This window comes from Ensifer sp. Root1252 (assembly GCF_001425885.1).
In the GTDB taxonomy this organism is placed as follows: domain Bacteria; phylum Pseudomonadota; class Alphaproteobacteria; order Rhizobiales; family Rhizobiaceae; genus Ensifer; species Ensifer canadensis.
Map to the genome: position 1 here is coordinate 755,365 of NZ_LMDT01000012.1, position 20,839 is coordinate 776,203.

Genomic DNA, 20,839 nt, shown 5'->3' on the forward strand with positions numbered 1-20,839 from the left:
CCTGTGGGTTTTCTGCAGCGGTTGCATGACCGCCGGCAAAACCGTGCTAGGTGTCGCTCGTTTGGCGAACTCAGCATGGTCGCGAATCAATCCAAAATGAAGAGGTGGAAATGAAGGTCGGCATCGACATGGGAGCGACGTCCGAAGGGACCTCGGCCTCGCTCGATATCGAAGAGCTTCTGGCCACCCGTCTTCTGGTGCAGGGCAATTCCGGTTCGGGAAAATCGCACCTTCTAAGAAGGTTGCTGGAGCAGTCTGCGCCATGGGTGCAGCAATGCATCATCGACCCCGAGGGCGATTTCGTCACACTTGCCGACAAGTTCGGCCATGTGGTCGTCGAGGGTGAGCGCACGGACGCTGAGCTGATCGGCATTGCCACGCGCATTCGTCAGCACCGAGTTTCCTGCGTGCTTTCGCTCGAAGGTCTCGACATCGAACAGCAGATGCGCAGCGCCGGCGTCTTCTTGAACGCCATGTTCGATGCGGATCGGGAATACTGGTATCCCGTACTCGTGGTGGTCGACGAAGCGCAGATGTTTGCGCCGTCGGTCGCTGGTGACGTCACCGAAGAAGTCCGCAAGATCTCGCTCGGCGCGATGACCAACCTCATGTGCCGTGGCCGAAAGCGTGGACTTGCCGGCGTCATCGCCACGCAGCGCCTGGCAAAACTTGCCAAGAACGTGGCGGCGGAGGCGTCCAACTTCCTGATGGGCCGCACATTCCTTGATATCGACATGCTGCGCGCTGCCGACCTGCTCGGCATGGATCGCCGCACGGCCGAAATGTTCCGCGATCTGAAGCGCGGCTCCTTCGTCGCCCTTGGCCCGGCGCTGTCGCGCCGGCCGCTGAAGGTGACGATCGGTGCCGTCGAGACTTCAGCACGCTCGACGAGCCCGAAGCTGATGCCGCTGCCGGAAGCGCCGCAGGACGTGGAAGACCTGATCTTCACGCCTGACGCCGACGAACTGACGCGGCCGATCATGCGCCGTGCCGTACCGCCGCCGCGCCCGGCAACCGATATTCTCGCGGAGCTTTCCCGGCCGCGCCCCGAACCGGTCGCCCCGGTGGAAACCAGGCCAGCCCAGCCGGAAATGTCGGCGGAGGAGCGCGGTGCGCTGCTGGACGGTCTGTTTACCGAGATTCTCGCCAATCCCGATGCCGCGTTCCGGCCGGATGCCGAACTGTTCCAGGATTTCCTCGTGCGCTGCCGGATTCGCCGCGTGCCGGGAGCAGCCCTGTCCTTGAGCGCATTTCGGCGCAAGATGGCAATTGCCCGCTCCGGCGTCGACACTGAGACTGCGGCGACAGAGGCCTGGGCGTCGGCGCTCCGGCTTGCCGATCGCGTCACCGAGGACCTGCAGGGCGTGTTCCTGATGATGGCGCAGGCGGCCGTGCGCGGCCTTGCCTGTCCGTCGGACGCGATGATCGCGCGCGCCTACGGCACCCATTCCGCACGACGCGCCAGACGCCTGCTCGGCTATTTCGAGGAGAATGGGCTCGTTGTCGTCCATGCCGATTTCACCGGCAAGCGTATAGTCGCCTTTCCGGACCTCGGCCACGAAACGGCGCCGGGCGACGCCAACGGGCCGGATGCAATGGATCCGTCCGCCGCTGCAGCTGAATAGGCACGTCCTCCGCCCGAGGCTTCAATTCCAAGTATTTGAAGACGAGACGGTACCGATGCACAACGCCACCCGTCGCTTGCGGGGCGTCAAACCCACTCCTGAATCACGCGGTCGGACGCGTGGATGCAGGTCATCTCAAGCCGGGTGTTGCCGCTGTTGACGAAACGGTGCGGCGTGCTGGGATCGACGATGATGATGTCGCCGGCCTTGCCGATGAGCGTCTGCTCACCGACCGTGAACTCCGCCTCGCCCGAATGAATGAGCCAGGTCTCCGGATAGGGGTGAACGTGAAGCGCCGGCCCTTGGCCAGGCTCCGCATCCATCAGGAAAAGCGAAACCGGCGTGCCGTACTGCCCCCCTTCAAAGAGGATCGTCCGGTTGGGGCTCTGTTTCTGCTCTGCACGGGGAATGACATGAAACATGCTGGCCTCCATCGGGGTTGGTTTACCGGTTCGAATGAATTATCTTGACGAGAAGATATTATGTAAAAATATCTTCTCGTCAAGATATATTGCCAAACACCGCGGAGTTGATAATGCAGCATGAGCAAGAGGAGAGGGACCACGTCGACCGGTTGCGCGCGCAATGGGATCGCGAATTGCCGGATCTCGATACGGAGCCAATGACCATCCTCGGGCGGGCCTATCGGCTTTCTAATCTCGTGCGTCCGTCGATCGAGGAAACCTTTGCCTCCTTCGGTCTCGACCGCGGCGAATTCGACGTGATCTCAACACTCCGGCGCTCCGGCCCACCGTATCGCCTCACGCCGACCGACCTTTATACATTGCTGATGATTTCGTCAGGCGGACTGACACATCGACTCGATCGATTACAAAAGGCGGGGCTGATCCTGCGCGAGCGCTCGGTATCGGATGGACGCAGCAGCGTGGTTGGGTTGACGAAGAAGGGCATAGCGCTTGCCGAAGCCGCGTTTCGGGCTGACATGGCGAGCGAGGCGCGCTATATCGCAGGTCTGAAGCCGGAGGAACGCGCAGCACTGGCAGCGCTATTGAAAACGCTGCTTGTTTCCTTGGAAAACCAACAGGCTGGCGACCCTGCCTGAAATGGTGCCGAATACGGTGATTTCGTTTGACAATGGCGGCTGGAAGCCCTAAAGCCGCCCCAACGCCGGGCAGAAATGTCCGGTGTTTCATTTGACATGTCCCGTGGTTTCTCCGGCAGCGTGATCGTGAGAATCCTGTCAGAACTCTCAAAATGGGTTCAGAGGAGGGCGTGTTTCCTTGATCCGGTTTGGCAACAGACCGGTGTAACCGACTGAAAGGAAATGCGATGAGCAAGCGCGAATCGTCCAAGTACAAAATTGACCGCCGTATGGGCGAAAACATCTGGGGCCGTCCGAAGTCGCCGGTTAACCGCCGCGAATACGGCCCGGGCCAGCACGGCCAGCGTCGCAAGTCCAAGCTTTCGGACTTCGGTGTGCAGCTGCGCGCCAAGCAGAAGCTCAAGGGCTACTACGGCGACATCCGCGAAAAGCAGTTCCGTGCGATCTTCGCCGAAGCTGACCGCCGCAAGGGCGACACCCCGGAGAACCTGATCGGCCTGCTCGAATCGCGTCTCGACGCGATCGTCTACCGCGCAAAGTTCGTTCCGACCGTTTTCGCCGCACGTCAGTTCGTCAACCATGGCCACGTCAAGGTTAACGGCGTTCGCGTCAACATCGGTTCCTACCGTTGCAAGCCGGGCGACGTCATCGAAGTCAAGGAAAAGTCCAAGCAGCTCGTTACGGTTCTCGAAGCCGTTCAGCTCGCTGAGCGCGACGTTCCGGATTACATCGAAGTCGACCACAACAAGATGGTTGCAACCTTCGTCCGCGTTCCGGTTCTCTCCGACGTGCCTTACGCCGTCGTCATGGAACCGCACCTCGTCGTCGAATTCTATTCGCGTTAATCCGAGGCTCTGGCCTTGTGAACGATCGAAACCGCCCGGAAACGGGCGGTTTTTTTGTCTCTTCAGATACGTGGCTGTTTGATCTGCCGCGCGTCTTGTTCCGCGACGGGGACTTGGTCGCCTCGGCGGGACAATGGCTCGCGCGACGAAGGGGAAATCGCATGCCGGAGCAGAAGACGCCGCAGGACCTGCAGGCGATCATCGAGGACATTTACCGCGAGCTGACGCCACGGCTCGGCGAGGGCAAGGTCGCCGACTACATCCCACAGCTTGCGCGCGTTTCTCCGAAACACTTCGGAATGGCAATCGTCACCACCGACGGGCAGGTGCACCGGGTCGGCGACGCCGAGGTGCCGTTCTCCATCCAGAGCGTCTCCAAGGTATTCACCCTGACGCTGGCGCTCGGCAAGCACGGTGAGACCATCTGGCACCGCGTCGGCCGCGAACCTTCAGGCTCGGCCTTCAACTCGATCGTCCAGCTCGAGCAGGAAGGCGGCAAGCCGCGCAACCCGTTCATCAATGCCGGCGCGATCACCATCAGCGACCTGATCCTTGCCGGCCACACGCCGCGCGAACTGATCGGCGAGATCGTCCAGTTCGTTCGTTATCTCGCAGATGACGATGCCATCGTCATAGACCACGAGGTCGCGCGCTCCGAGACGGCGACCGGCTTCCGTAATTTCGCGCTTGCCAACTTCATGCGCTCCTTCGGCCGGCTCGATCACCCGGTCGAGCATGTGCTCGGCGTCTATTTCCACCATTGCGCTCTGGCAATGACCTGCAGCCAGCTCGCCAAGGCGGGCCTGTTTCTGGCAGCCGGCGGCACCAACCCGCTGACCGGCCATTCCGTCGTATCGCGCCAGCGGGCCCGACGTATCAACGCGCTGATGCTGACCTGCGGCCACTATGACGGCTCGGGCGATTTCGCCTATCGCGTCGGTCTGCCCGGCAAGAGCGGTGTTGGCGGCGGCATTCTCGCGGTCGCACCCGGCAAGGCCTCCGTCGCCGTCTGGTCGCCGGGCCTGAACGAGAACGGCAATTCGCTGTTGGGATCGCTGGCGCTGGAGATGTTGGCCGCCCGCACCGGTTGGTCGGTGTTTGGCTCCTGATTTCGGACGAAGGGCCGTTTTCCCTTGATCTTGCGGATGGAACGGGGCAAGTGCTGGCCGTGACGTGCCGTGCGCTCTCCTTCCCGAGCCGGCCATTCCAGGATCGTTGCCATGGATCATTCGCCAGCCCTTTCGCCTGACGCAATCGACAATGCCGTTGAAGACGGCGATATCGAGACGGGTCTTCATCCGATCTTCGAACGCATGCCGTCGTCGGTCTCCTTCAACAAGCTGCGCAAGCGGCTCTTGCGGCAGACGCGCCAGGCGCTCGACGATTTCGGCATGCTGAAGGGCGCCAAGCGCTGGCTGGTCGGGATTTCAGGCGGCAAGGACAGCTATAGCCTGCTGGCACTGCTGATGGACCTGCAATGGCGCGGGCTGCTGCCCGTCGAGCTTGTCGCCTGCAACCTCGATCAGGGGCAGCCGAATTTTCCGAAGCATATCCTGCCGGAATACCTGGCCTCGATCGGCGTTAAGCACCGTATCGAGTATCGCGACACCTATTCGATCGTGAAGGAAAAGGTGCCGACAGGCGCCACCTATTGCTCGCTCTGTTCGCGGCTGCGCCGCGGCAATCTTTACCGGATCGCGCGCGAAGAGGGCTGCGATGCGCTGGTGCTCGGCCATCACCGCGAGGATATTCTGGAGACGTTCTTCATGAATTTCTTCCACGGCGGCAGGCTCGCCTCGATGCCGGCGAGGCTTCTGAACGACGAAGGCGACCTGATGCTGCTGCGGCCGCTGGCCTATGCGGCAGAGGACGACTTGGCGAAATTTGCCACTGCCATGGAATTTCCGATCATTCCCTGCGACCTCTGCGGCTCGCAGGACGGCCTTGAGCGCAATGCCATGAAGGCAATGCTTGCCGACCTCGAACGACGCATGCCGGGCCGCAAGGACACGATGCTGCGGGCGCTCGGCCATGTGAACCCCTCGCATCTGCTCGACCCCAAGCTTTTCGACTTCCAGTCCCTCTCACCGGAGCCCAAAGAATGAGCCATTCCGTCGACATCGCCGCCCTTGCCAATCTGCTGCAGGAGGCTGCGGTCAAAGAAATCCTGCCGCGGTTTCGTAATCTCGGCGCGGGCGATGTCCGGATGAAGTCGGAAGCGATCGATCTCGTCACCGAGGGCGACGAGGCAGCCGAGCGCCTGATCAAGGCACGCATGGATGAGATTGCGCCAGGCGCCGTGTTCATCGGCGAAGAATCCGTTGCTGCCGATCCGGCGCTGCTCGACAAGCTGGCAGACGCCGATCTCGCCGTCGTCGTCGATCCGATCGACGGCACCTTTAACTTCGCAGCCGGCCTGCCGCTGTTCGGCGTCATGGCGAGCGTCGTGTCCAAGGGCGAGACCGTTGCCGGCATCATCTACGACCCGCTTGGCAACGACTGGGTAATCGCCGAGAAGGGCTCCGGCGCCTGGATGTGCCGTCCTGACGGCTCGCAGGAGCGCATGTCGGTGACTGCAGGCGTTCCGCTTGAAAGCATGGTCGGCGGCGCCTCGACGGGCTTCTACAGCCAAGAGGCGCGGCGCGAAGTCATGGCCAACTTGGCCAAGGTCCGTATTGCGACCAGCTACCGGTGCGCCGCGCACGAGTATCGCATCCTTGCCGGCGGCTACATCCACTTCTTGATGTACCAGAAGCTGATGCCCTGGGATCATCTGGCCGGCACACTGATCGCGCAGGAGGCGGGTGCCTATGCCGCACGCTTCGACGGCGCGCCCTATCTGCCTGCCCACCTCAATGGCGGCCTGCTGCTGACGACCGACAAGGACAGCTGGGAAACGCTGCGTCGCGAAGTCTTCACCATCTAAACACCGACATCGTCGAAACAGAAAAGCCCGCCTGGAGCGATCCAGGCGGGCTTTTTGTTGGTGAGGTCGATATCACATATGGCCGCCGCCGTGGTCGAGCGAGACATCCTTGTCGCCGGGATGGGTGAAGAGCTTGCCCTTTTCGGCCCAAAGGGTGGCCAGGATCGTCACGAGCCCGAAGAGGGCAAAGCCCCCGAGCAACGGCTGCAGCGTGCCATTGAACAACTGGCCGACGGCGCCACCGAGCAGTGCGCCGCCGGTCGTCGAGACGAAACCGGTGATCGCGGTCGCCGTTCCGGCAAGGTGACCCATCGGCTCCAGGCTGATCGCGGTGAAGTTGGTGGCGATGACAGCGAAGAACATCAGAAGAACCGAGAACATCAGGTAGCTGATGACGAATGCCGGCGTGCCCCAGAGCGACATGGCAAAGCCGATCACGGAAATCAGCGTGAACAGGATCATCGACACGTGCGAGATGCGGCGCATGCCGAAGCTGCGCACGAAGAAGCCGTTGGCGAAATTGGCAACGGCGATGCCGCCGGCAGTGCCGGCAAAGGCGATCGGCAGCCACTCGCCGAGGCCATAGACCTCGCCGAAGATCTGCTGGACGGTGACGATGTAGGCGCAGATGACCGCGGTGAACATCGTCATGCCGATCATGTAGCCGCAGGTGATGCGGTTGGTCAGCACCGTCTTGAAGCCGGATGCGACCGATGAGACGGAAAGCGGCAGGCGCTCTTCCTTCGGCAGCGATTCCTTCATGCGGGCCAGTGCCCAGACGAAGAGGACAGCGCCGACGATGCCGATCAGGATGAAGATCCAGTGCCAGTTGGCGTAGAGGATGACGAGCTGACCGATCGACGGTGCGACGATCGGAACGATCATGAAAACGATCATGACGTAGGACATCACCCGCGCCATCTCGCGACCACCGAAGCAGTCACGCACGATCGCCATGGTGGTGATGCGCACGGCGGCAGCGCCGATGCCCTGGACGAAGCGCAGGACCAGCAGCATTTCGAAACTCTGGGTCAGGGCGGCGGCAAACATCGACACGGTGAAGAAGGCAAGGCCGCCGAGCAGCACGGCGCGACGTCCGAACGTATCGGAAAGGCTGCCGAAGAAGATCTGCGAAAGCCCGAAGCCAAGGAAGAACACGCCGATGACGAGCTGGGTGTCGTTGGAGTTGGCGACGCTCAGCGACTGGCCGATGCTCGGTAATGCCGGCAGCATGCTGTCGATGGCGATTGCCACGCTCGCCGTCATGACGGCAATGGTGATGATGAATTCGACGAGGCCCATATTGAGGCGGGCCGCGCCCGAAACCCCGTCGACATGTTCGGATTGTGTGGTGATCGTGGTCATTGTGCGAACCCGTGAAGAGCAGATCTGGGAGGAATAATCGGCCGGCAGGCTATCGTCAGCCTGCCGGATTGTGTGCCTTGAACAGCTTTCCGCGTTCGGCGATGAGGACGAAGACGACGCCGATCGCCGCGACGGTGAAGTAGCCGATCGCGAGCGGTGTCGCCGTCCCATCGAAAGCCTGGCCGATGAAGGCGCCGATGACGCCGCCGCCGATGGTCTGGGTGAAGCCGAGCACCGAGGAGGCCGTGCCGGCGACGTGGCCGAGCGGCTCCATCGCCATCGCATTGAAGTTCGACGCGATCAGCCCGAACTGGAACATGGCGGCGCCATAGAGCACCACGAACAGCGGGAAGGGCACCGGACCATAAAGCGACGCCGCCATCCAGAGGAAGCTCGCCAGCGTGAAGCCGAGTAGGGCAGCATGCGACAGCGCCCGCATGCCGAAGCGCCGAACGAGCTGCGAATTAGTGAAGGACGCGACCGCCATCATCCCGGCAAATGCCGCAAACACGACCGGAAACCACAGGCCCAGCCCATAGACCCCGACCAGGATCTGCTGGGCAGAGTTGATGAAGCCGAAGAGCGCCCCGAGGATAACGGATGTCGCCAGCGTATAGAACAGCGACAGCCGGTTCGTCAGGACGATCTTGAAGCCGCTGAGGATGACCGAAGGGGTAAAGGCGCGGCGATGATCCGGGTTCAGCGTTTCCTGAAGCCGGAACACCACAAGCGTTGCGATCGTGAAGGCAAAGAGCGCGATGACGACGAAGATCATGTGCCATTCGGCAAAGATCATGATCAACTGGCCGACGCTCGGCGCTATGACCGGCACGATCATGAACACCATCATGATCAGCGACATCACTTCAGCCATGCGACGGCCGCCATAGACGTCGCGAACGATCGACACGGTAATAACACGGGTCGCGGCTGCACCGATGCCCTGGACGAAGCGCAACGCCAGCAGCGCGCCGAAGGTCGGCACGATGACGATTGCGATCGCGCAGACACCATAAATGCCGAGGCCGACGAGCAGCGGCGCCTTGCGGCCGAATCGATCAGACAACGGGCCGAAGAAAAGCTGCGCCACGCCCATACCGATAAGATAGGCGGTGATGACATATTGCCGATGGTTTTCGTCGGTTACACCAAGGCTGGCGCCGATCTCCTGCAGGCCGGGCAACATGATATCGATCGACACGGCATTGACCGCCATCAGCATCGCCATCAAGGCGATGAACTGAAATTTGCTGAGGCCGGGAGCGGCCGCTTCGTCTGTCATGCTCGTCATAGGCAAAATCCTTGCGGCGCGCCGGACGCAACCGAAATAGGTCAAGACCGGAGTTTGTTCCGGAAAGAGGCGACGTCGGCTGGCAAAATGCCGGTCGGCATGTCGAGAACAGTTGAGGGGACGGGCCTGGTCCGGCGCAGCGGTGCAGGCGGCATCCGATGTGAAGCGAAAGGGACTATCGGCGATGGGCAGCCGGGCCAAGCCGGAGCATGGGAACGGGCGAACGCCCTTTCAGGCTGCTTATGCCGCTTTATCGCGACCACTTCATGACAGAGCGTGAGTGTGCTCCGCCTAGTAAAGAACAACGAAAATTAGACGATCCGGATTTAATTCCGGAATCAAAAAAGGCGGTCACCCGCCTTTTCCGACCAGATCGGAGTTGGCGGCCTGACTTAGGCAGCGGCGCCCTTGACCGAGATTCCCTGTTCCTGCAGGTGCGACTGGAGCTCGCCAGCCTGGAACATTTCGCGGACGATGTCGCAACCGCCGACGAATTCACCCTTCACGTAAAGCTGTGGGATGGTCGGCCAGCTCGAATAGTCCTTGATGCCCTGACGCAGGTCCGCGTCGGCAAGGACATTGATGCCCTTGTAGTCGACGCCGATGTAATCGAGAATCTGGACCACCTGGCCGGAGAACCCACACTGTGGGAACTGCGGCGTACCCTTCATGAAGAGCACCACGTCGTTGGTCTTGACTTCGTTCGCGATGAATTCGTGAATTCCGCTCATCTTTTCATCCTTCCTGCGCCCGGTTTCAAGGACCGGATATCGATTGGGCCTTAGATAGCATGCATATCGGTGATTTTCATCACCCAAGTGCAACAAATATTGATGGGCCTCAAGATGTGGTTTTAATACAACTGCTCAGGCCGAACGGCGACGGGTCTTGCTGCGTGCGCTGGCGGTTCGCCGCCGGCTCACCTGTTTCTTGGCCGGCTTTCCGATGGCGGCTTCCAGGATATCCCCTAGAATGCCACCCGTCGCCGCCTTGCGCGTCCGGCGCTTGGTCCGCTTCGTCGCGGTCCGCTTGACGCCGGTCTTCTTCAGGATTTCCTTCAGCGCGCTGTCGACAACGCCACTGACCAGTTCCTTGATCAGGTCGGCCATTCCAGCCTTACTCCGGCGCGCTGGTCTGAAGGGCAAGGGCGTGCAGAACGCCGCCCATGTTGCCCTTCAATGCGTTGTAGACCATCTGGTGCTGCTGCACGCGGGTCTTTCCGCGAAAGACTTCGGCCACGACTTCGGCGGCATAGTGGTCGCCGTCACCGGCCAAATCGCGGATCGTGACCTTGGCGCCGGGAATTCCTGCCTTGATCATGTCTTCGATGTCGCCTGGTGCCATGGGCATGATATGCCAACTCCCTTTATTATTCTGCGGCAGCAGCAGCGTTGCTGGAGCCGTCCATAAAGTCAGGGAACCACGATTCATGGGCCGAGCGCAATTGCTGAATTGCGACGGCGCGCGCTGCACCGAGCTTGACGGCATCGCCGCCGGTCTTGCCGATTTCCGGCAGGGCAACGCCTGCCTTTTCCGCACGGGCGCGAACGGCAGCGACGTTACCGGCCGCAACCGTCAGCACGTAGCGTCCCTGGTCTTCGCCATAGAAAACAGCAATCGGATCATGACCTTCGACCACATCCACGGTCGCGCCGATATCCGAAGCCATCGCCATTTCGGCAACGGCGAGAGCCAGGCCGCCGGACGAGCAGTCATGAACTGATGTCGCCAGACCGTCGACGATCAGCCCACGGACGAAGTCACCGACCTTGCGCTCATGTGCGAGGTCGACATGCGGCGCCGGACCGTCAGTGCGGCCATGGACGTCGCGCATGTAGACCGACTGGGCGATGTGCGAACCGAGGCCTTCCGGCGCGCCGGCAAGCAGGATCGTTTCGCCGGCAGCGGCAAACCGGATGCGCGCCATCTTCGACCAGTCCTTGATCAGGCCGACGCCGCCGATGGTGGGGGTCGGCAGGATTCCCTGGCCGTTGGTCTCGTTGTAGAGCGAGACGTTGCCGGAAACGATCGGGAAATCAAGCGCGGTGCAGGCCTCACCGATGCCCTTGATGGCATGGACCAGCTGGCTCATGATCTCAGGACGTTCCGGGTTGCCGAAATTGAGATTGTCGGTTGCTGCCAGCGGCAGCGCGCCGGTTGCCGTCAGGTTGCGCCAGCATTCGGCAACCGCCTGTTTGCCGCCTTCGAACGGATCCGCCTCGACATAACGCGGCGTCACGTCGGAGGAGAAGGCCAGCGCCTTGCTCTGGTGACCCTCGACGCGCACAACGCCGGCGTCGCCGCCCGGCAGCTGCAGCGAGTTGCCCTGGATCAGCGTGTCGTATTGTTCGTAGACCCAGCGGCGCGAGGAATTGTTGGCCGAACCGACCAATTGCACGAGCGCATCAGCAACGTCCGTCTGCGGGATGTCGTTGGTCGCAAGCGCGGTCGGGACCTTGGCCGGGGTCCAGGGACGGTCGTATTCCGGCGCTTCGTCGCCCAGTTCCTTGATCGGCAGGTTCGCCACTTCTTCGCCCTGATGCAGAATGCGGAAACGCAGGTCGTCCGTGGTCTTGCCGACGATCGCGAAATCGAGGCCCCACTTGACGAAGATCGCCTTGGCGACTTCTTCCTTGGCCGGCTCAAGCACCATGAGCATGCGCTCCTGGCTTTCCGAAAGCATCATTTCGTAAGCGGTCATGCGCTCTTCGCGCACCGGCACGGTGTCGAGGTTAAGCTCGATGCCGAGGTCGCCCTTGGCGCCCATTTCGACGGCCGAGCAGGTGAGGCCGGCTGCACCCATGTCCTGGATGGCGATGACGGCACCCGTCTGCATCAGCTCGAGGCAGGCTTCGAGCAGGCACTTTTCGGTGAAGGGGTCGCCGACCTGCACGGTCGGGCGCTTTTCCTCGATCGATTCGTCGAACTCGGCCGAGGCCATGGTCGCGCCGCCGACGCCGTCACGGCCAGTCTTGGCGCCGAGATAGACGACCGGGAGGCCGACGCCTTCGGCCTTGGAGTAGAAGATCGCATCGCTTTTGGCGAGACCGGCGGCAAAGGCGTTGACGAGGATGTTGCCGTTATAGCGGGCATCGAACTCGACTTCGCCGCCGACGGTCGGAACACCGAAGGAATTGCCGTAGCCGCCGACGCCGGCAACGACGCCGGAAACGAGGTGGCGGGTCTTCGGGTGATCCGGCGAGCCGAAGCGCAGGGCGTTCATCGCCGCAACCGGACGGGCGCCCATGGTGAAGACGTCGCGCAGGATGCCGCCGACGCCGGTCGCAGCACCCTGGTAGGGCTCGATATAGGACGGATGGTTGTGGCTCTCCATCTTGAAGACGACGCAGTCGCCATCATCGATGTCGACGACGCCGGCGTTTTCACCCGGACCCTGGATGACGCGCGGGCCCTTGGTCGGCAGCGTGCGAAGCCACTTCTTGGAAGACTTGTAGGAGCAGTGCTCGTTCCACATCGCCGAAAAAATGCCGAGCTCGGTAAAGGTCGGCTCGCGTCCGATCAGGCCGAGAATGCGCTCGTATTCGTCGGGCTTGAGCCCGTGCGAGGCGATGAGTTCCGGGGTGATGGGGCGGGTGTTGGAAATCGTCATCGTCGACCGTCAAATCCTTCGGGCGGCGCGCAATCCTTCCACGGGATATGGCGCGTGCGAACCGCAACAGACACAGGGGGCGCTTTGCCGCTTCTTTAGCGTATGCTGCGGCGCAGCGCGACAGAAAAATACGGGCGATCAACAACGGTTGCCGCCCTTTTTGATGCCCTCACGCGCCTCAGGTGGTGCCGACCTGTCAGAACTTGTAGCCGAGTGCGAGATCGGCACGGGTCGAGCCATCGTTGGGGCCGCCGCAAAGTTCGGCATGCGAGGCATGCGCCACCGTTGCCGACAGGTTCCAATGCTCGTTTAATCTGAATCCGGCTGCGGCATATTCGCAGGCGCTGTCGAAAGCAAACTGACGAGAACAAGCGACGATGTCGCGAGGCGGTGGGATGAACGAAGAAAAAGCAATGCTGGCATGCCGAATTGTTGAGGCGAATCGATCTACACAAGACTGCTAAAACATACGGGACACCGGGTTATCAGTCGAAACTGTCGTAACCCACTCGTCCGCTGTCGAGCAACCGCCGCAAAGTCTGGAAGCCGTTGCGCACTTCGGCACGGTCGGCCGGTGAGGAAAAGCCGATACGGATACGGTGAAAGACGCGGTCCGCCCGGCCGGCCTTGAATTCGTCCTCGTCGTCGACGAGCACGCCTTCCTGCAGTGCAGCCTGCTTGAATGTGCCGGAAAGCCACGGTTCCGGCAGCTTCATCCAGAGGAAGGGAACGCACGGATGCGAGCTGAACTCGATGCCATCGAACACTTCGCGGGCAATCGCCTCGCGCGCCCGGATCTCTTCGATACCCTTGCCGCGCAGAATAGTGGCCGCTCCGGAAAGCACCAGCCGCGAACACAGCTCCGCCAGGATGAACGGCAGGCCGCCACTGACCATCTTGTGGGCAATGCGAATGCGCTGGCTGAAATGGGGAGGGCAGGCAACCCAGCCGCCGCGCACACCGGCAGCAACAGACTTTGAAAGACCACCAACCAGGAAGGTCCGCTCAGGTGCAAGCTCCGCTAAAGGCGGCGTCGGATCGCCGGTCATGGCGCCGTAGAGATCGTCCTCCACCAGCCAGACACCGTACTTGCGGGCGATATCGGCAATCGCCTGACGCCGGGCGAGCGGCATGACGGCAACGGTCGGATTCTGCGCGCTTGGCATAAGGAAGGCGAGCTTGGGATGCTGCTGCGCGCAGACCCGCTCGAAATCCTCGGGAATCAGGCCGAATTCATCCGATTCCATCAGGGTCGTGCGGCGCCCGATCAAGCCGGCGCTGCGGCTGACCTGGGAATAGGTCAAGGTCTCGAAGGCGATACGATCGCCGGGCGAGGTGACTGCCGCGATCACGGCAATGACAGCCGCGTGCGCTCCGAGCGTCGGCACGATCGTTTCAGGCGAGGGACGAAAGCCGCCGCGCGCCAGCCATTGGCATCCGGCCTCAAACCAGTGATCCGGGAAATTGCGCGCGTAGCTGGCAATGTCGGCGTGGTGATCGCGGCTGATCTCGCTCAAGAGCTCACTCAGGACAAAGCCCTGGCCGATGTCCGGCGCCGCGGTGCTGTCGAAGCGCAATTTGCCGGCGGGTGCAATCAGCGGCCGGGTGCCGGCCAAGGATGTGGTCAGCGGATCGGCCTGCTCGGGCGGGCGGCTTTCCTGGTGATCGAGAACATAGGTTCCGCGCCCGACCTCGCCGCTGACGAGGCCGCGTTCGCGCACGATATTGTAGGCGCGTCCAATGGTACCAATGGTGACACCAATGTCATAGGCGAGATTGCGCTGCGGCGGCAATTTTGCGCCGACGGGCAGGGCGCCTTCGCCAATTGCCTGTTCGATCTGGTCGGCGATCCGCGCATAAAGCGGACCATGACCCTGCTGAATGTCCGGGAGCCAATTTGTCATAGTGACAATTACCTAGATTACACAGCGAAATATGTCAATTATCACCAATGCAATGATAGCAATCGATGCATTGGAGCCTACAATGAGTACAATTGATACAATTTGCTCGGCAGTCGTGAAAAAGGCCCCTCGCGCGCGTCGCAAGATCGGGTTTGATGTCGAAATCTCGGGGAGTGCTAAGAACGCGCTTCAACGTCTCTGGCGGCTCTATTGTTTCCTGGCCGCCAAGAGACGCAGCCGGTTAGCTCTCGAAGAGATGAGCGATTGGCAACTGAGCGATATCGGGGTCTGCGAGAAGGATGCCCGGCGGGAATCGTCCGTGGCGTTCTGGCGTTAACGGGCATCACACAAAGCGTGCGGTGGTTTTGCGATAGCGGCATGCGAACAAAGCGCCGTATGCCCTAGAGATTGCGACGCGCATCAGCGAACGCTGAGGGCACCAGCCAACAGCGTCCGAACTCTCAACCGGTGCCTGGATTAATTGCAGCCCTGGCCGCCAGCGGCCCAACGCCGGATATCTGCACTCATGCGGGTGGCGACCGGTTCGCTCATGAGCGGTCCGAACGCCTGCAACCGCGCCGGCTGGCCTTCCGCCTGGATGACGGCAAGCGGCCGTGCTTCCGGCGACTTGCGCGGCACGATCAGGATGCGGGGACGTCCGGAGAAGGAATTGAGTTCAGGGGCAAGCCGGTAGTTCTTGAAGGCAGCATCGCCCGATTTGAACCAGCAGCTGTTGGCGCCGAGCGCCACGCGTTCCATTGTCGGCAGGGCTGCCGAGCTTGCCGTCGGCGCCGGCGGGCGCGATGTTTGGCAGGACGCCAGAAGCGTCAGGGCGAACGCCGCGCAAGCAGGGCCGGTCAGGCGTCTAGAAAACATGGAAGGCATCGACGGTCTCGCTTGCGTTACGGGGATGGTCGGATGCCTTCTATCAGCGCGACGGTTAAGCGGCGATTACTTCGAGAGCCGAAGCGAAGATGCCGCGACCATCGGCGCCGCCATGAGCCGCCTCGATCAGGTTTTCCGGATGCGGCATCATGCCGAGCACGTTGCCGGCCGTGTTCATCACGCCGGCAATATCGCCCATCGAGCCATTCGGATTGGTGCCTTCGGCGTAGCGGAACACGACCTGGCCGTTGCCTTCGATCGTCTTCAGGGTCTCCGCGTCGGCGAAGTAGTTGCCGTCGTGGTGCGCAACCGGGCTGCGGATGATCTGTCCCTTGGAATAGGCGCGGGTAAAGTCGGTGTCGGCGTTGACGACTTCGAGCTTGACCTCGCGGCAGACGAACTTGAGCGATGCGTTGCGCATCAGCGCGCCCGGGAGCAGACCGGCCTCGACCAGGATCTGGAAACCGTTGCAGACGCCGAGGACCTTCACGCCCTTTTCGGCCTTCGCCTTGATCGCCTGCATGACCGGCATGCGCGCGGCAATCGCGCCGCAGCGCAGATAGTCACCGTAGGAGAAACCGCCGGGGATGACGATCAGGTCGACATCAGGGATCTCCGTTTCGGTCTGCCAGACGGTTACGGGCGCCTTGCCGGAGATCTTGGTGAGGGCAGCGATCATGTCGCGATCGCGGTTGAGGCCTGGAAGCTGGACGACGGCTGACTTCATGGTGCGGTTCAAACCCTGCCTGCGCCTCTTGAAGCTCATGCAATTCGAGGCGGTTTCCGATGCGGCCGAAGCGCAATTTGACGCGCTCGGGCCGATATTGGATGCACTGCGCATCCTGCTATTTCGAAACCATCGAGCCGCGGACAGTATGCCCCTTCGATGTCGTTTCGGCTGATCTGCGTGAGGATGGCCCATGTCAGATGGGCCTCCTCATTATTTCCAGATCACGCCGGCCTTCACGTCAGGCCATCCGCGGCACTCCGCCGCCATCAGGCGAGGGAGATGGTGTAGTTTTCAATCACTGTGTTGGCGAGCAGCTTTTCGCACATCGCCTTGAGGTCGGCCTCGGCCTTGGCTTTGTCGCCGGTTTCGATCTGTAGATCGAAGACCTTGCCCTGGCGGACCTGGCCGATGCCGTCGAAGCCGAGTGCGCCGAGCGCACCTTCAATTGCCTTGCCCTGCGGATCGAGAACGCCATTCTTCAGCGTCACGGTTACACGTGCCTTGATCACTTTCACTTTCCCCGAACTAACTTGACCAGAAATTACTTGACCAGAACGGGGCCGGTGCCGCGCACAGGCTCGTTCTCGTTCATGATGCCGAGACGGCGAGCCACTTCCTGATAGGCCTCGACCAGCCCGCCCAAATCACGGCGGAAGCGGTCCTTGTCGAGCTTTTCCTTGGTCTCGATGTCCCACAGACGGCAGCTATCCGGCGAAATCTCGTCCGCCAGGATGATGCGCATCATGTCGCCTTCGAACAGGCGGCCACACTCGATCTTGAAATCGACGAGCTGGATGCCGACGCCGAGGAACAGGCCGGTCAGGAAGTCGTTGATGCGGATGGCAAGCGCCATGACGTCATCGAGTTCCTGCGGGCTTGCCCAACCGAATGCGGTGATGTGCTCTTCGGAGACCATCGGGTCATCAAGAGCATCGGCCTTGTAGTAGAATTCGATGATCGAGCGGGGGAGGACGGTGCCTTCCTCGATGCCGAGGCGCTTTGCCAGCGAGCCGGCAGCAACGTTGCGCACGACGATCTCAAGGGGGATGATCTCGACTTCCTTGATCAACTGCTCGCGCATGTTCAGGCGGCGAATGAAGTGCGTCGGAATGCCGATACGGTTCAGATGCGTGAAGATATACTCGGAAATCCGGTTGTTCAGCACACCCTTGCCGTCGATGACGTCATGCTTTTTCTTGTTGAAGGCGGTCGCGTCGTCCTTGAAAAACTGGATCAGCGTGCCCGGCTCGGGACCCTCATAGAGGATCTTTGCCTTGCCCTCGTAGATACGGCGGCGACGATTCATGGATATTGTCTCTGTGGTTGTTGGCGCACTTGGGTCGCGCTAGTGGAGTCTTCTCACGGCGTCCATAGCTGAAAAGAACGCGTTTCACAATCGGCGTATCTTCCCTTCCCCTGATTTACCTAAAGCGTGTCGCAACCTTTCAGATTCGCTCCTTGCGCATCCGTTCTTTGGTTTTTCGCATGCCGTTGTCGCAAAACCGCTGCGCACTTTTGCGCGACATGCTTACGGTACCACGAAAGTCACGAAACGAGAAAACTTCGCATTGCACTTTGACCACTGTTTTGGTTTATGGCCATAACTATTTCCGGCATGGAATTCTCACGGGAGATCAATTGATGACGACGATGCAGGATCGCGAAAAGGCCTTCGAAGCAAAGTTTGCGCTGGACGAGGAACTGAGGTTCAAGTCTGAGGCGCGCCGCAACAAGCTTCTTGGTCTCTGGGCTGCCGGCTTGCTCGGCAAGAGCGACCCAGAGGCCTATGCGAAGGAAGTCGTTGTGGCCGATTTCGAAGAGGCCGGCCACGAGGACGTTGTGCGCAAGATCAAGGCCGATTTCGACGCTGCCGGCGTTGCCCAGAGCGAAGAGCAGATCCGTGTGCGCATGCTCGAGCTTCTCGGCGTCGCCATCGAGCAAGTCCAGAGCAGCTGATCTTCGAGGCTATCATACGCCCATGATATCGCCGCTCGGCCTCAGTTCGGGCGGTTTTTATTTGACCGCCTTGTAGCGACGCCCTTTTTCCGGCGGCGCATCCGCGTTCGGTGACAGTTTCCAGCCGCTCTTGATGCGCTGTTCGAAATCGAGGCGGCTCATCGGCTTTGCCAGGGCGTAGCCCTGCAGAATATCACAGCCAAGCTCCCTCAGTATCGCCGCGTGCTCCCACGTTTCCACACCTTCGGCCACCACCTTGATATTGAGCGAATGCCCGATGTCGATGATGGCACGAACGAGCTTTGCCTGCTTGGCGCTTTCGTTGATCGGCCCCACCAGCGCCCGGTCGATCTTCAGGCGGGCCGGGTTCAGGTTGAGCAGGCCGATAATCGAGGCATGGCCGGTGCCGAAGTCGTCAATTTCGATCTCGATACCGAGCGTGTTGAGCGCGGCGATCGTCGCGGCAATCTCGTCTTCGAGATCGTCAAGAAAGATGGATTCCAAGAGCTCGAAAGACATGACACCAGGCGGGATGTTCATGGCGCGAAGGTCTGAAATCAGGCTCGGGTCCCGCAGTCTGCGCGAGGAGACATTGACCGAGATCTTGGGGACGGTCAGACCGGCACGCCCCCAGGCCGCAAAATCGGCATAGGCCATCTCGACGATGTTCCTGTCGATCGCGGGCAGGGCGTTGATCTCTTCAGCTACCTTCAGAAAGTGGCTCGGAGGAAGAATTCCGCGTTCCGGGTGGTCCCATCGCACCAGAGTTTCGACGCCGGTGAGCTCCAGCGAATGGGCGTCGAACTGCGGCTGATAGTAGGGCACGAACTGGCCTTCTTCGATCGCCTGACGGATATCGTCGCCGGTGCGTTTGGCGCTGAGGATCTGGTTCTGGATCTGCTCGGAAAACACCTCGAAGCGATCGCGGCCGAGGCTCTTGGCCCGGTAGAGCGCGATATCTGCATTCATCAGCAGTTGCTTGGGATCCGTCTCGACCTCGCCCCTCCAGGCAATGCCGATGCTGGCCCCGAGCCGGCAAAGCTGGCCGTCATAGGGAATGGGCCGGCGGAAGGCATGGACGATGCGGGCGGCCAGATCTCCAAGCTCGTCCATCCCGCGGCCGCGCCGACAGAGGATCACGAATTCGTCGCCGCCGATGCGGGCGATGAAATCGTCCTGGTCGGCATGAGACCGCAGGATTGCGGCTGCATGGGTCAGCATCGCATCGCCGGCCTGATGCCCGAGCGTGTCGTTGATCTGCTTGAAGCGATCAAGATCGAGGTGGAGGATAGCGTTGAGCGTCGGATCGTCCGCCAGTATCTGGTCGAGATAGCGCCTGTTCGGCAGGTCCGTCAGGTAGTCGTGCAACGCGTTGTATTCGATACGGATGCGCGCTTCCTCAAGCTCGCGGTTGCGGGCCTCGGTTGCGGCCTTGGCCTTGCGCAGTTCCTCCTGCAGCGCGATGTCTTCGGTTACGTCCCAGTTCGCGCCGATCAGTTTGCGGGTGCCATCGCGGTCGACATAGAACGCCGTGTTGGCGCGAATGTGCCGGATTTCTCCATTCGCCAGGACGATGCGGAACGCATTGGTGAAGGGTGCACCCGCGGCGACGCCGTCATTGACGCGGGCGATCGCCTTTTCGCGGTCGTCGGGGTGGAGCATATCTTCCCAACTGCGGCCGCTGGGCGCGCCGGCTTTGGGGTCAAGCCCATAAATACCGAGGATACGTTCGTCCCAAAGCGTCTCCTGGGTTTCAAGGTTATGGTCGAAGACCCCGATCTTCGATACGTCGAGGGCAAGTCTCAGGCGCCGCGAGATTTCCTCCAGCCGCGCCTCGGCCTCCTTGCGCGGCGTAATGTCGGTGTCGGTGCCGATGATGCGAGTGGGCTTGCCGTCCGGCCCATAGGCGACGGATGCGCCGCGGCTTTCGATCCAGACCCAGTGTCCGTCCGCATGGCGTTCGCGGTACTGGAAGGTGTTGTACGTGACCTCTCCAGAATCCTGGCGTCCGATCGAGGCCATGACATGCGCGCGGTCGTCCGGATGCACATTCTCGATCCAGCGATCGAGCGCGCCATCGACCTCGGCGTCATCAGCCAGACCACGCAGGCGCTTCCAGGTGGCGGAATAGAAGAGGTTTCCGGTCGAAAAATCGTGATCCCAGACGCCTTCAAGTGCGCTTTCCAGCGCATACTTCCACCGCGTCTCGTCGCTGCGAAGCCCCGCGATCTCGGCGATCAAGTGGTCGACCGGCAGCATCAGCAGCATGCGACCGTCCGCCATTGCATAGGAGGTGCAGACCACCGAAACGATATCGGCTGCTCCATGCAAGCGGATCGTCTGGGCGGACGCGGAAGATCGCACCGTCCCGGTCGGCCTCAGCAGGTGATGGTCGTCGGGGTGAACAAGGTCACGAAGAGAACGGTTGAGCAACTCTGCCGGCGGAAGACGCAGAAGCTCGCTGGCATAGGGGTTTACCGAAACGATTGACGCTTGTTCATTGAAAACGAGCGCCGCCACCGGCAGCTGGTCCAGCGCCGCTTGCGTCACGATATTCAGCTTCGCCGGCGCGCGGCGTTCGCTCCTGATGGGATCTTTCGGTCCGGTCACGTATCCCACGATCCAGCATTTGTTGCCGG

At 61.3% G+C, this 20,839-nt stretch carries 21 protein-coding genes and 1 pseudogene; 8 read left to right on the forward strand and 14 right to left on the reverse strand.

Annotated elements, in window-relative coordinates:
- Positions 1-110: 110 nt before the first annotated feature.
- Positions 111-1,625 (forward strand): ATP-binding protein, encoded by a 1,515-nt coding sequence (locus tag ASD02_RS16175; protein ID WP_025427169.1) that lies wholly within the window; start codon positions 111-113, stop codon positions 1,623-1,625.
- A gap of 86 nt (positions 1,626-1,711) precedes the next feature.
- Here the strand turns inward: ASD02_RS16175 and ASD02_RS16180 are convergent, their stop codons facing one another.
- On the reverse strand, positions 1,712-2,047 hold the full coding sequence (locus ASD02_RS16180) for a cupin domain-containing protein (protein WP_025427168.1): 336 nt from the start codon (positions 2,045-2,047) through the stop codon (positions 1,712-1,714).
- Between the two features lie 113 nt (positions 2,048-2,160).
- Between ASD02_RS16180 and ASD02_RS16185 the strand changes: the two genes are divergently transcribed.
- The 5 genes from ASD02_RS16185 to ASD02_RS16205 all read left to right on the forward strand — a co-directional run bounded on the left by ASD02_RS16185 (position 2,161) and on the right by ASD02_RS16205 (position 6,459).
- Complete coding sequence (locus ASD02_RS16185; RefSeq protein ID WP_057214325.1) at positions 2,161-2,688, forward strand: MarR family transcriptional regulator; 528 nt, start codon at positions 2,161-2,163, stop codon at positions 2,686-2,688.
- Positions 2,689-2,915: 227 nt separating this feature from the next.
- Complete coding sequence (gene rpsD, locus ASD02_RS16190) at positions 2,916-3,533, forward strand: 30S ribosomal protein S4 (RefSeq protein WP_025427166.1); 618 nt, start codon at positions 2,916-2,918, stop codon at positions 3,531-3,533.
- Positions 3,534-3,694: 161 nt separating this feature from the next.
- Positions 3,695-4,642 (forward strand): glutaminase, encoded by a 948-nt coding sequence (locus tag ASD02_RS16195; protein ID WP_025427165.1) that lies wholly within the window; start codon positions 3,695-3,697, stop codon positions 4,640-4,642.
- A gap of 111 nt (positions 4,643-4,753) precedes the next feature.
- Positions 4,754-5,638: a tRNA 2-thiocytidine(32) synthetase TtcA gene (gene ttcA / locus ASD02_RS16200; protein WP_057220823.1), complete on the forward strand. Its 885-nt coding sequence runs from the start codon at positions 4,754-4,756 to the stop codon at positions 5,636-5,638.
- Positions 5,635-6,459 (forward strand): inositol monophosphatase family protein, encoded by an 825-nt coding sequence (locus ASD02_RS16205; protein ID WP_025427163.1) that lies wholly within the window; start codon positions 5,635-5,637, stop codon positions 6,457-6,459. The genes ttcA and ASD02_RS16205 overlap by 4 nt, the downstream gene beginning before the upstream one ends.
- A gap of 72 nt (positions 6,460-6,531) precedes the next feature.
- Here the strand turns inward: ASD02_RS16205 and ASD02_RS16210 are convergent, their stop codons facing one another.
- The 8 genes and pseudogenes from ASD02_RS16210 to ASD02_RS16240 form a co-directional block, all read right to left on the reverse strand.
- Positions 6,532-7,824: a multidrug effflux MFS transporter gene (locus tag ASD02_RS16210; RefSeq protein WP_025427162.1), complete on the reverse strand. Its 1,293-nt coding sequence runs from the start codon at positions 7,822-7,824 to the stop codon at positions 6,532-6,534.
- Between the two features lie 55 nt (positions 7,825-7,879).
- Positions 7,880-9,115 carry a multidrug effflux MFS transporter gene (locus ASD02_RS16215; RefSeq protein ID WP_025427161.1) on the reverse strand — a complete coding sequence of 412 codons (1,236 nt, stop codon included), beginning with the start codon at positions 9,113-9,115 and terminating at the stop codon, positions 7,880-7,882.
- Positions 9,116-9,507: 392 nt separating this feature from the next.
- The gene (gene grxD, locus ASD02_RS16220) at positions 9,508-9,846 is read right to left on the reverse strand and encodes a Grx4 family monothiol glutaredoxin (RefSeq protein ID WP_025427160.1); all 339 of its coding nucleotides are present in this window, start codon (positions 9,844-9,846) and stop codon (positions 9,508-9,510) included.
- Positions 9,847-9,981: 135 nt separating this feature from the next.
- Positions 9,982-10,224, reverse strand: coding sequence for a hypothetical protein (locus tag ASD02_RS16225; RefSeq protein WP_025427159.1), 243 nt, complete (start codon positions 10,222-10,224; stop codon positions 9,982-9,984).
- A 7-nt stretch (positions 10,225-10,231) separates the two neighbouring features.
- Entirely contained in the window at positions 10,232-10,465 is a 234-nt protein-coding gene (locus ASD02_RS16230; protein WP_025427158.1) for a BolA family transcriptional regulator, read from the reverse strand.
- Between the two features lie 19 nt (positions 10,466-10,484).
- Positions 10,485-12,725, reverse strand: a complete 2,241-nt coding sequence (gene purL, locus ASD02_RS16235; RefSeq protein ID WP_025427157.1) for a phosphoribosylformylglycinamidine synthase subunit PurL — start codon at positions 12,723-12,725, stop codon at positions 10,485-10,487.
- Between the two features lie 196 nt (positions 12,726-12,921).
- Positions 12,922-13,062 (reverse strand): annotated as a pseudogene (locus ASD02_RS39790) (acyloxyacyl hydrolase); the annotation flags it as partial.
- Between the two features lie 148 nt (positions 13,063-13,210).
- On the reverse strand, positions 13,211-14,629 hold the full coding sequence (locus ASD02_RS16240; protein ID WP_025427156.1) for a PLP-dependent aminotransferase family protein: 1,419 nt from the start codon (positions 14,627-14,629) through the stop codon (positions 13,211-13,213).
- An 82-nt stretch (positions 14,630-14,711) separates the two neighbouring features.
- Here ASD02_RS16240 and ASD02_RS16245 point away from each other — a divergent pair, with 82 nt between their 5' ends.
- The gene (locus ASD02_RS16245) at positions 14,712-14,966 is read left to right on the forward strand and encodes a DUF1127 domain-containing protein (protein WP_156408408.1); all 255 of its coding nucleotides are present in this window, start codon (positions 14,712-14,714) and stop codon (positions 14,964-14,966) included.
- Between the two features lie 140 nt (positions 14,967-15,106).
- On the opposite strand, the gene ASD02_RS16250 is transcribed toward ASD02_RS16245, so the two are convergent.
- From ASD02_RS16250 to purC, 4 genes are all read right to left on the reverse strand, one after another.
- Positions 15,107-15,514 (reverse strand): hypothetical protein, encoded by a 408-nt coding sequence (locus ASD02_RS16250; protein ID WP_025427154.1) that lies wholly within the window; start codon positions 15,512-15,514, stop codon positions 15,107-15,109.
- A 55-nt stretch (positions 15,515-15,569) separates the two neighbouring features.
- The gene (gene purQ, locus ASD02_RS16255; RefSeq protein WP_025427153.1) at positions 15,570-16,241 is read right to left on the reverse strand and encodes a phosphoribosylformylglycinamidine synthase subunit PurQ; all 672 of its coding nucleotides are present in this window, start codon (positions 16,239-16,241) and stop codon (positions 15,570-15,572) included.
- Positions 16,242-16,510: 269 nt separating this feature from the next.
- Positions 16,511-16,753 (reverse strand): phosphoribosylformylglycinamidine synthase subunit PurS, encoded by a 243-nt coding sequence (gene purS / locus ASD02_RS16260; protein ID WP_025427152.1) that lies wholly within the window; start codon positions 16,751-16,753, stop codon positions 16,511-16,513.
- Between the two features lie 32 nt (positions 16,754-16,785).
- Positions 16,786-17,550 carry a phosphoribosylaminoimidazolesuccinocarboxamide synthase gene (purC, locus tag ASD02_RS16265; protein ID WP_025427151.1) on the reverse strand — a complete coding sequence of 255 codons (765 nt, stop codon included), beginning with the start codon at positions 17,548-17,550 and terminating at the stop codon, positions 16,786-16,788.
- Positions 17,551-17,885: 335 nt separating this feature from the next.
- On the opposite strand from purC, the gene ASD02_RS16270 reads away from it, so the two are divergent.
- Complete coding sequence (locus tag ASD02_RS16270) at positions 17,886-18,200, forward strand: ATPase inhibitor subunit zeta (RefSeq protein ID WP_025427150.1); 315 nt, start codon at positions 17,886-17,888, stop codon at positions 18,198-18,200.
- A 57-nt stretch (positions 18,201-18,257) separates the two neighbouring features.
- On the opposite strand, the gene ASD02_RS16275 is transcribed toward ASD02_RS16270, so the two are convergent.
- Complete coding sequence (locus ASD02_RS16275) at positions 18,258-20,810, reverse strand: EAL domain-containing protein (protein ID WP_057247485.1); 2,553 nt, start codon at positions 20,808-20,810, stop codon at positions 18,258-18,260.
- Positions 20,811-20,839 lie beyond the last annotated feature (29 nt).

Coding starts and splice junctions, on each gene's coding strand:
- ASD02_RS16230 (WP_025427158.1), bottom strand. CDS start 10,465: ATGCCCATGGCACCAGGCGACATCGAAGACATGATCAAGGCAGGAATT.
- purL (WP_025427157.1), bottom strand. CDS start 12,725: ATGACGATTTCCAACACCCGCCCCATCACCCCGGAACTCATCGCCTCG.
- ASD02_RS16210 (WP_025427162.1), bottom strand. CDS start 7,824: ATGACCACGATCACCACACAATCCGAACATGTCGACGGGGTTTCGGGC.
- ttcA (WP_057220823.1), top strand. CDS start 4,754: ATGGATCATTCGCCAGCCCTTTCGCCTGACGCAATCGACAATGCCGTT.
- ASD02_RS16270 (WP_025427150.1), top strand. CDS start 17,886: ATGACGACGATGCAGGATCGCGAAAAGGCCTTCGAAGCAAAGTTTGCG.
- ASD02_RS16240 (WP_025427156.1), bottom strand. CDS start 14,629: ATGACAAATTGGCTCCCGGACATTCAGCAGGGTCATGGTCCGCTTTAT.
- ASD02_RS16205 (WP_025427163.1), top strand. CDS start 5,635: ATGAGCCATTCCGTCGACATCGCCGCCCTTGCCAATCTGCTGCAGGAG.
- ASD02_RS16195 (WP_025427165.1), top strand. CDS start 3,695: ATGCCGGAGCAGAAGACGCCGCAGGACCTGCAGGCGATCATCGAGGAC.
- rpsD (WP_025427166.1), top strand. CDS start 2,916: ATGAGCAAGCGCGAATCGTCCAAGTACAAAATTGACCGCCGTATGGGC.
- purC (WP_025427151.1), bottom strand. CDS start 17,550: ATGAATCGTCGCCGCCGTATCTACGAGGGCAAGGCAAAGATCCTCTAT.
- grxD (WP_025427160.1), bottom strand. CDS start 9,846: ATGAGCGGAATTCACGAATTCATCGCGAACGAAGTCAAGACCAACGAC.
- ASD02_RS16215 (WP_025427161.1), bottom strand. CDS start 9,115: ATGACGAGCATGACAGACGAAGCGGCCGCTCCCGGCCTCAGCAAATTT.
- purQ (WP_025427153.1), bottom strand. CDS start 16,241: ATGAAGTCAGCCGTCGTCCAGCTTCCAGGCCTCAACCGCGATCGCGAC.
- ASD02_RS16250 (WP_025427154.1), bottom strand. CDS start 15,514: ATGCCTTCCATGTTTTCTAGACGCCTGACCGGCCCTGCTTGCGCGGCG.
- ASD02_RS16175 (WP_025427169.1), top strand. CDS start 111: ATGAAGGTCGGCATCGACATGGGAGCGACGTCCGAAGGGACCTCGGCC.
- ASD02_RS16225 (WP_025427159.1), bottom strand. CDS start 10,224: ATGGCCGACCTGATCAAGGAACTGGTCAGTGGCGTTGTCGACAGCGCG.
- ASD02_RS16185 (WP_057214325.1), top strand. CDS start 2,161: ATGCAGCATGAGCAAGAGGAGAGGGACCACGTCGACCGGTTGCGCGCG.
- ASD02_RS16245 (WP_156408408.1), top strand. CDS start 14,712: ATGAGTACAATTGATACAATTTGCTCGGCAGTCGTGAAAAAGGCCCCT.
- ASD02_RS16180 (WP_025427168.1), bottom strand. CDS start 2,047: ATGTTTCATGTCATTCCCCGTGCAGAGCAGAAACAGAGCCCCAACCGG.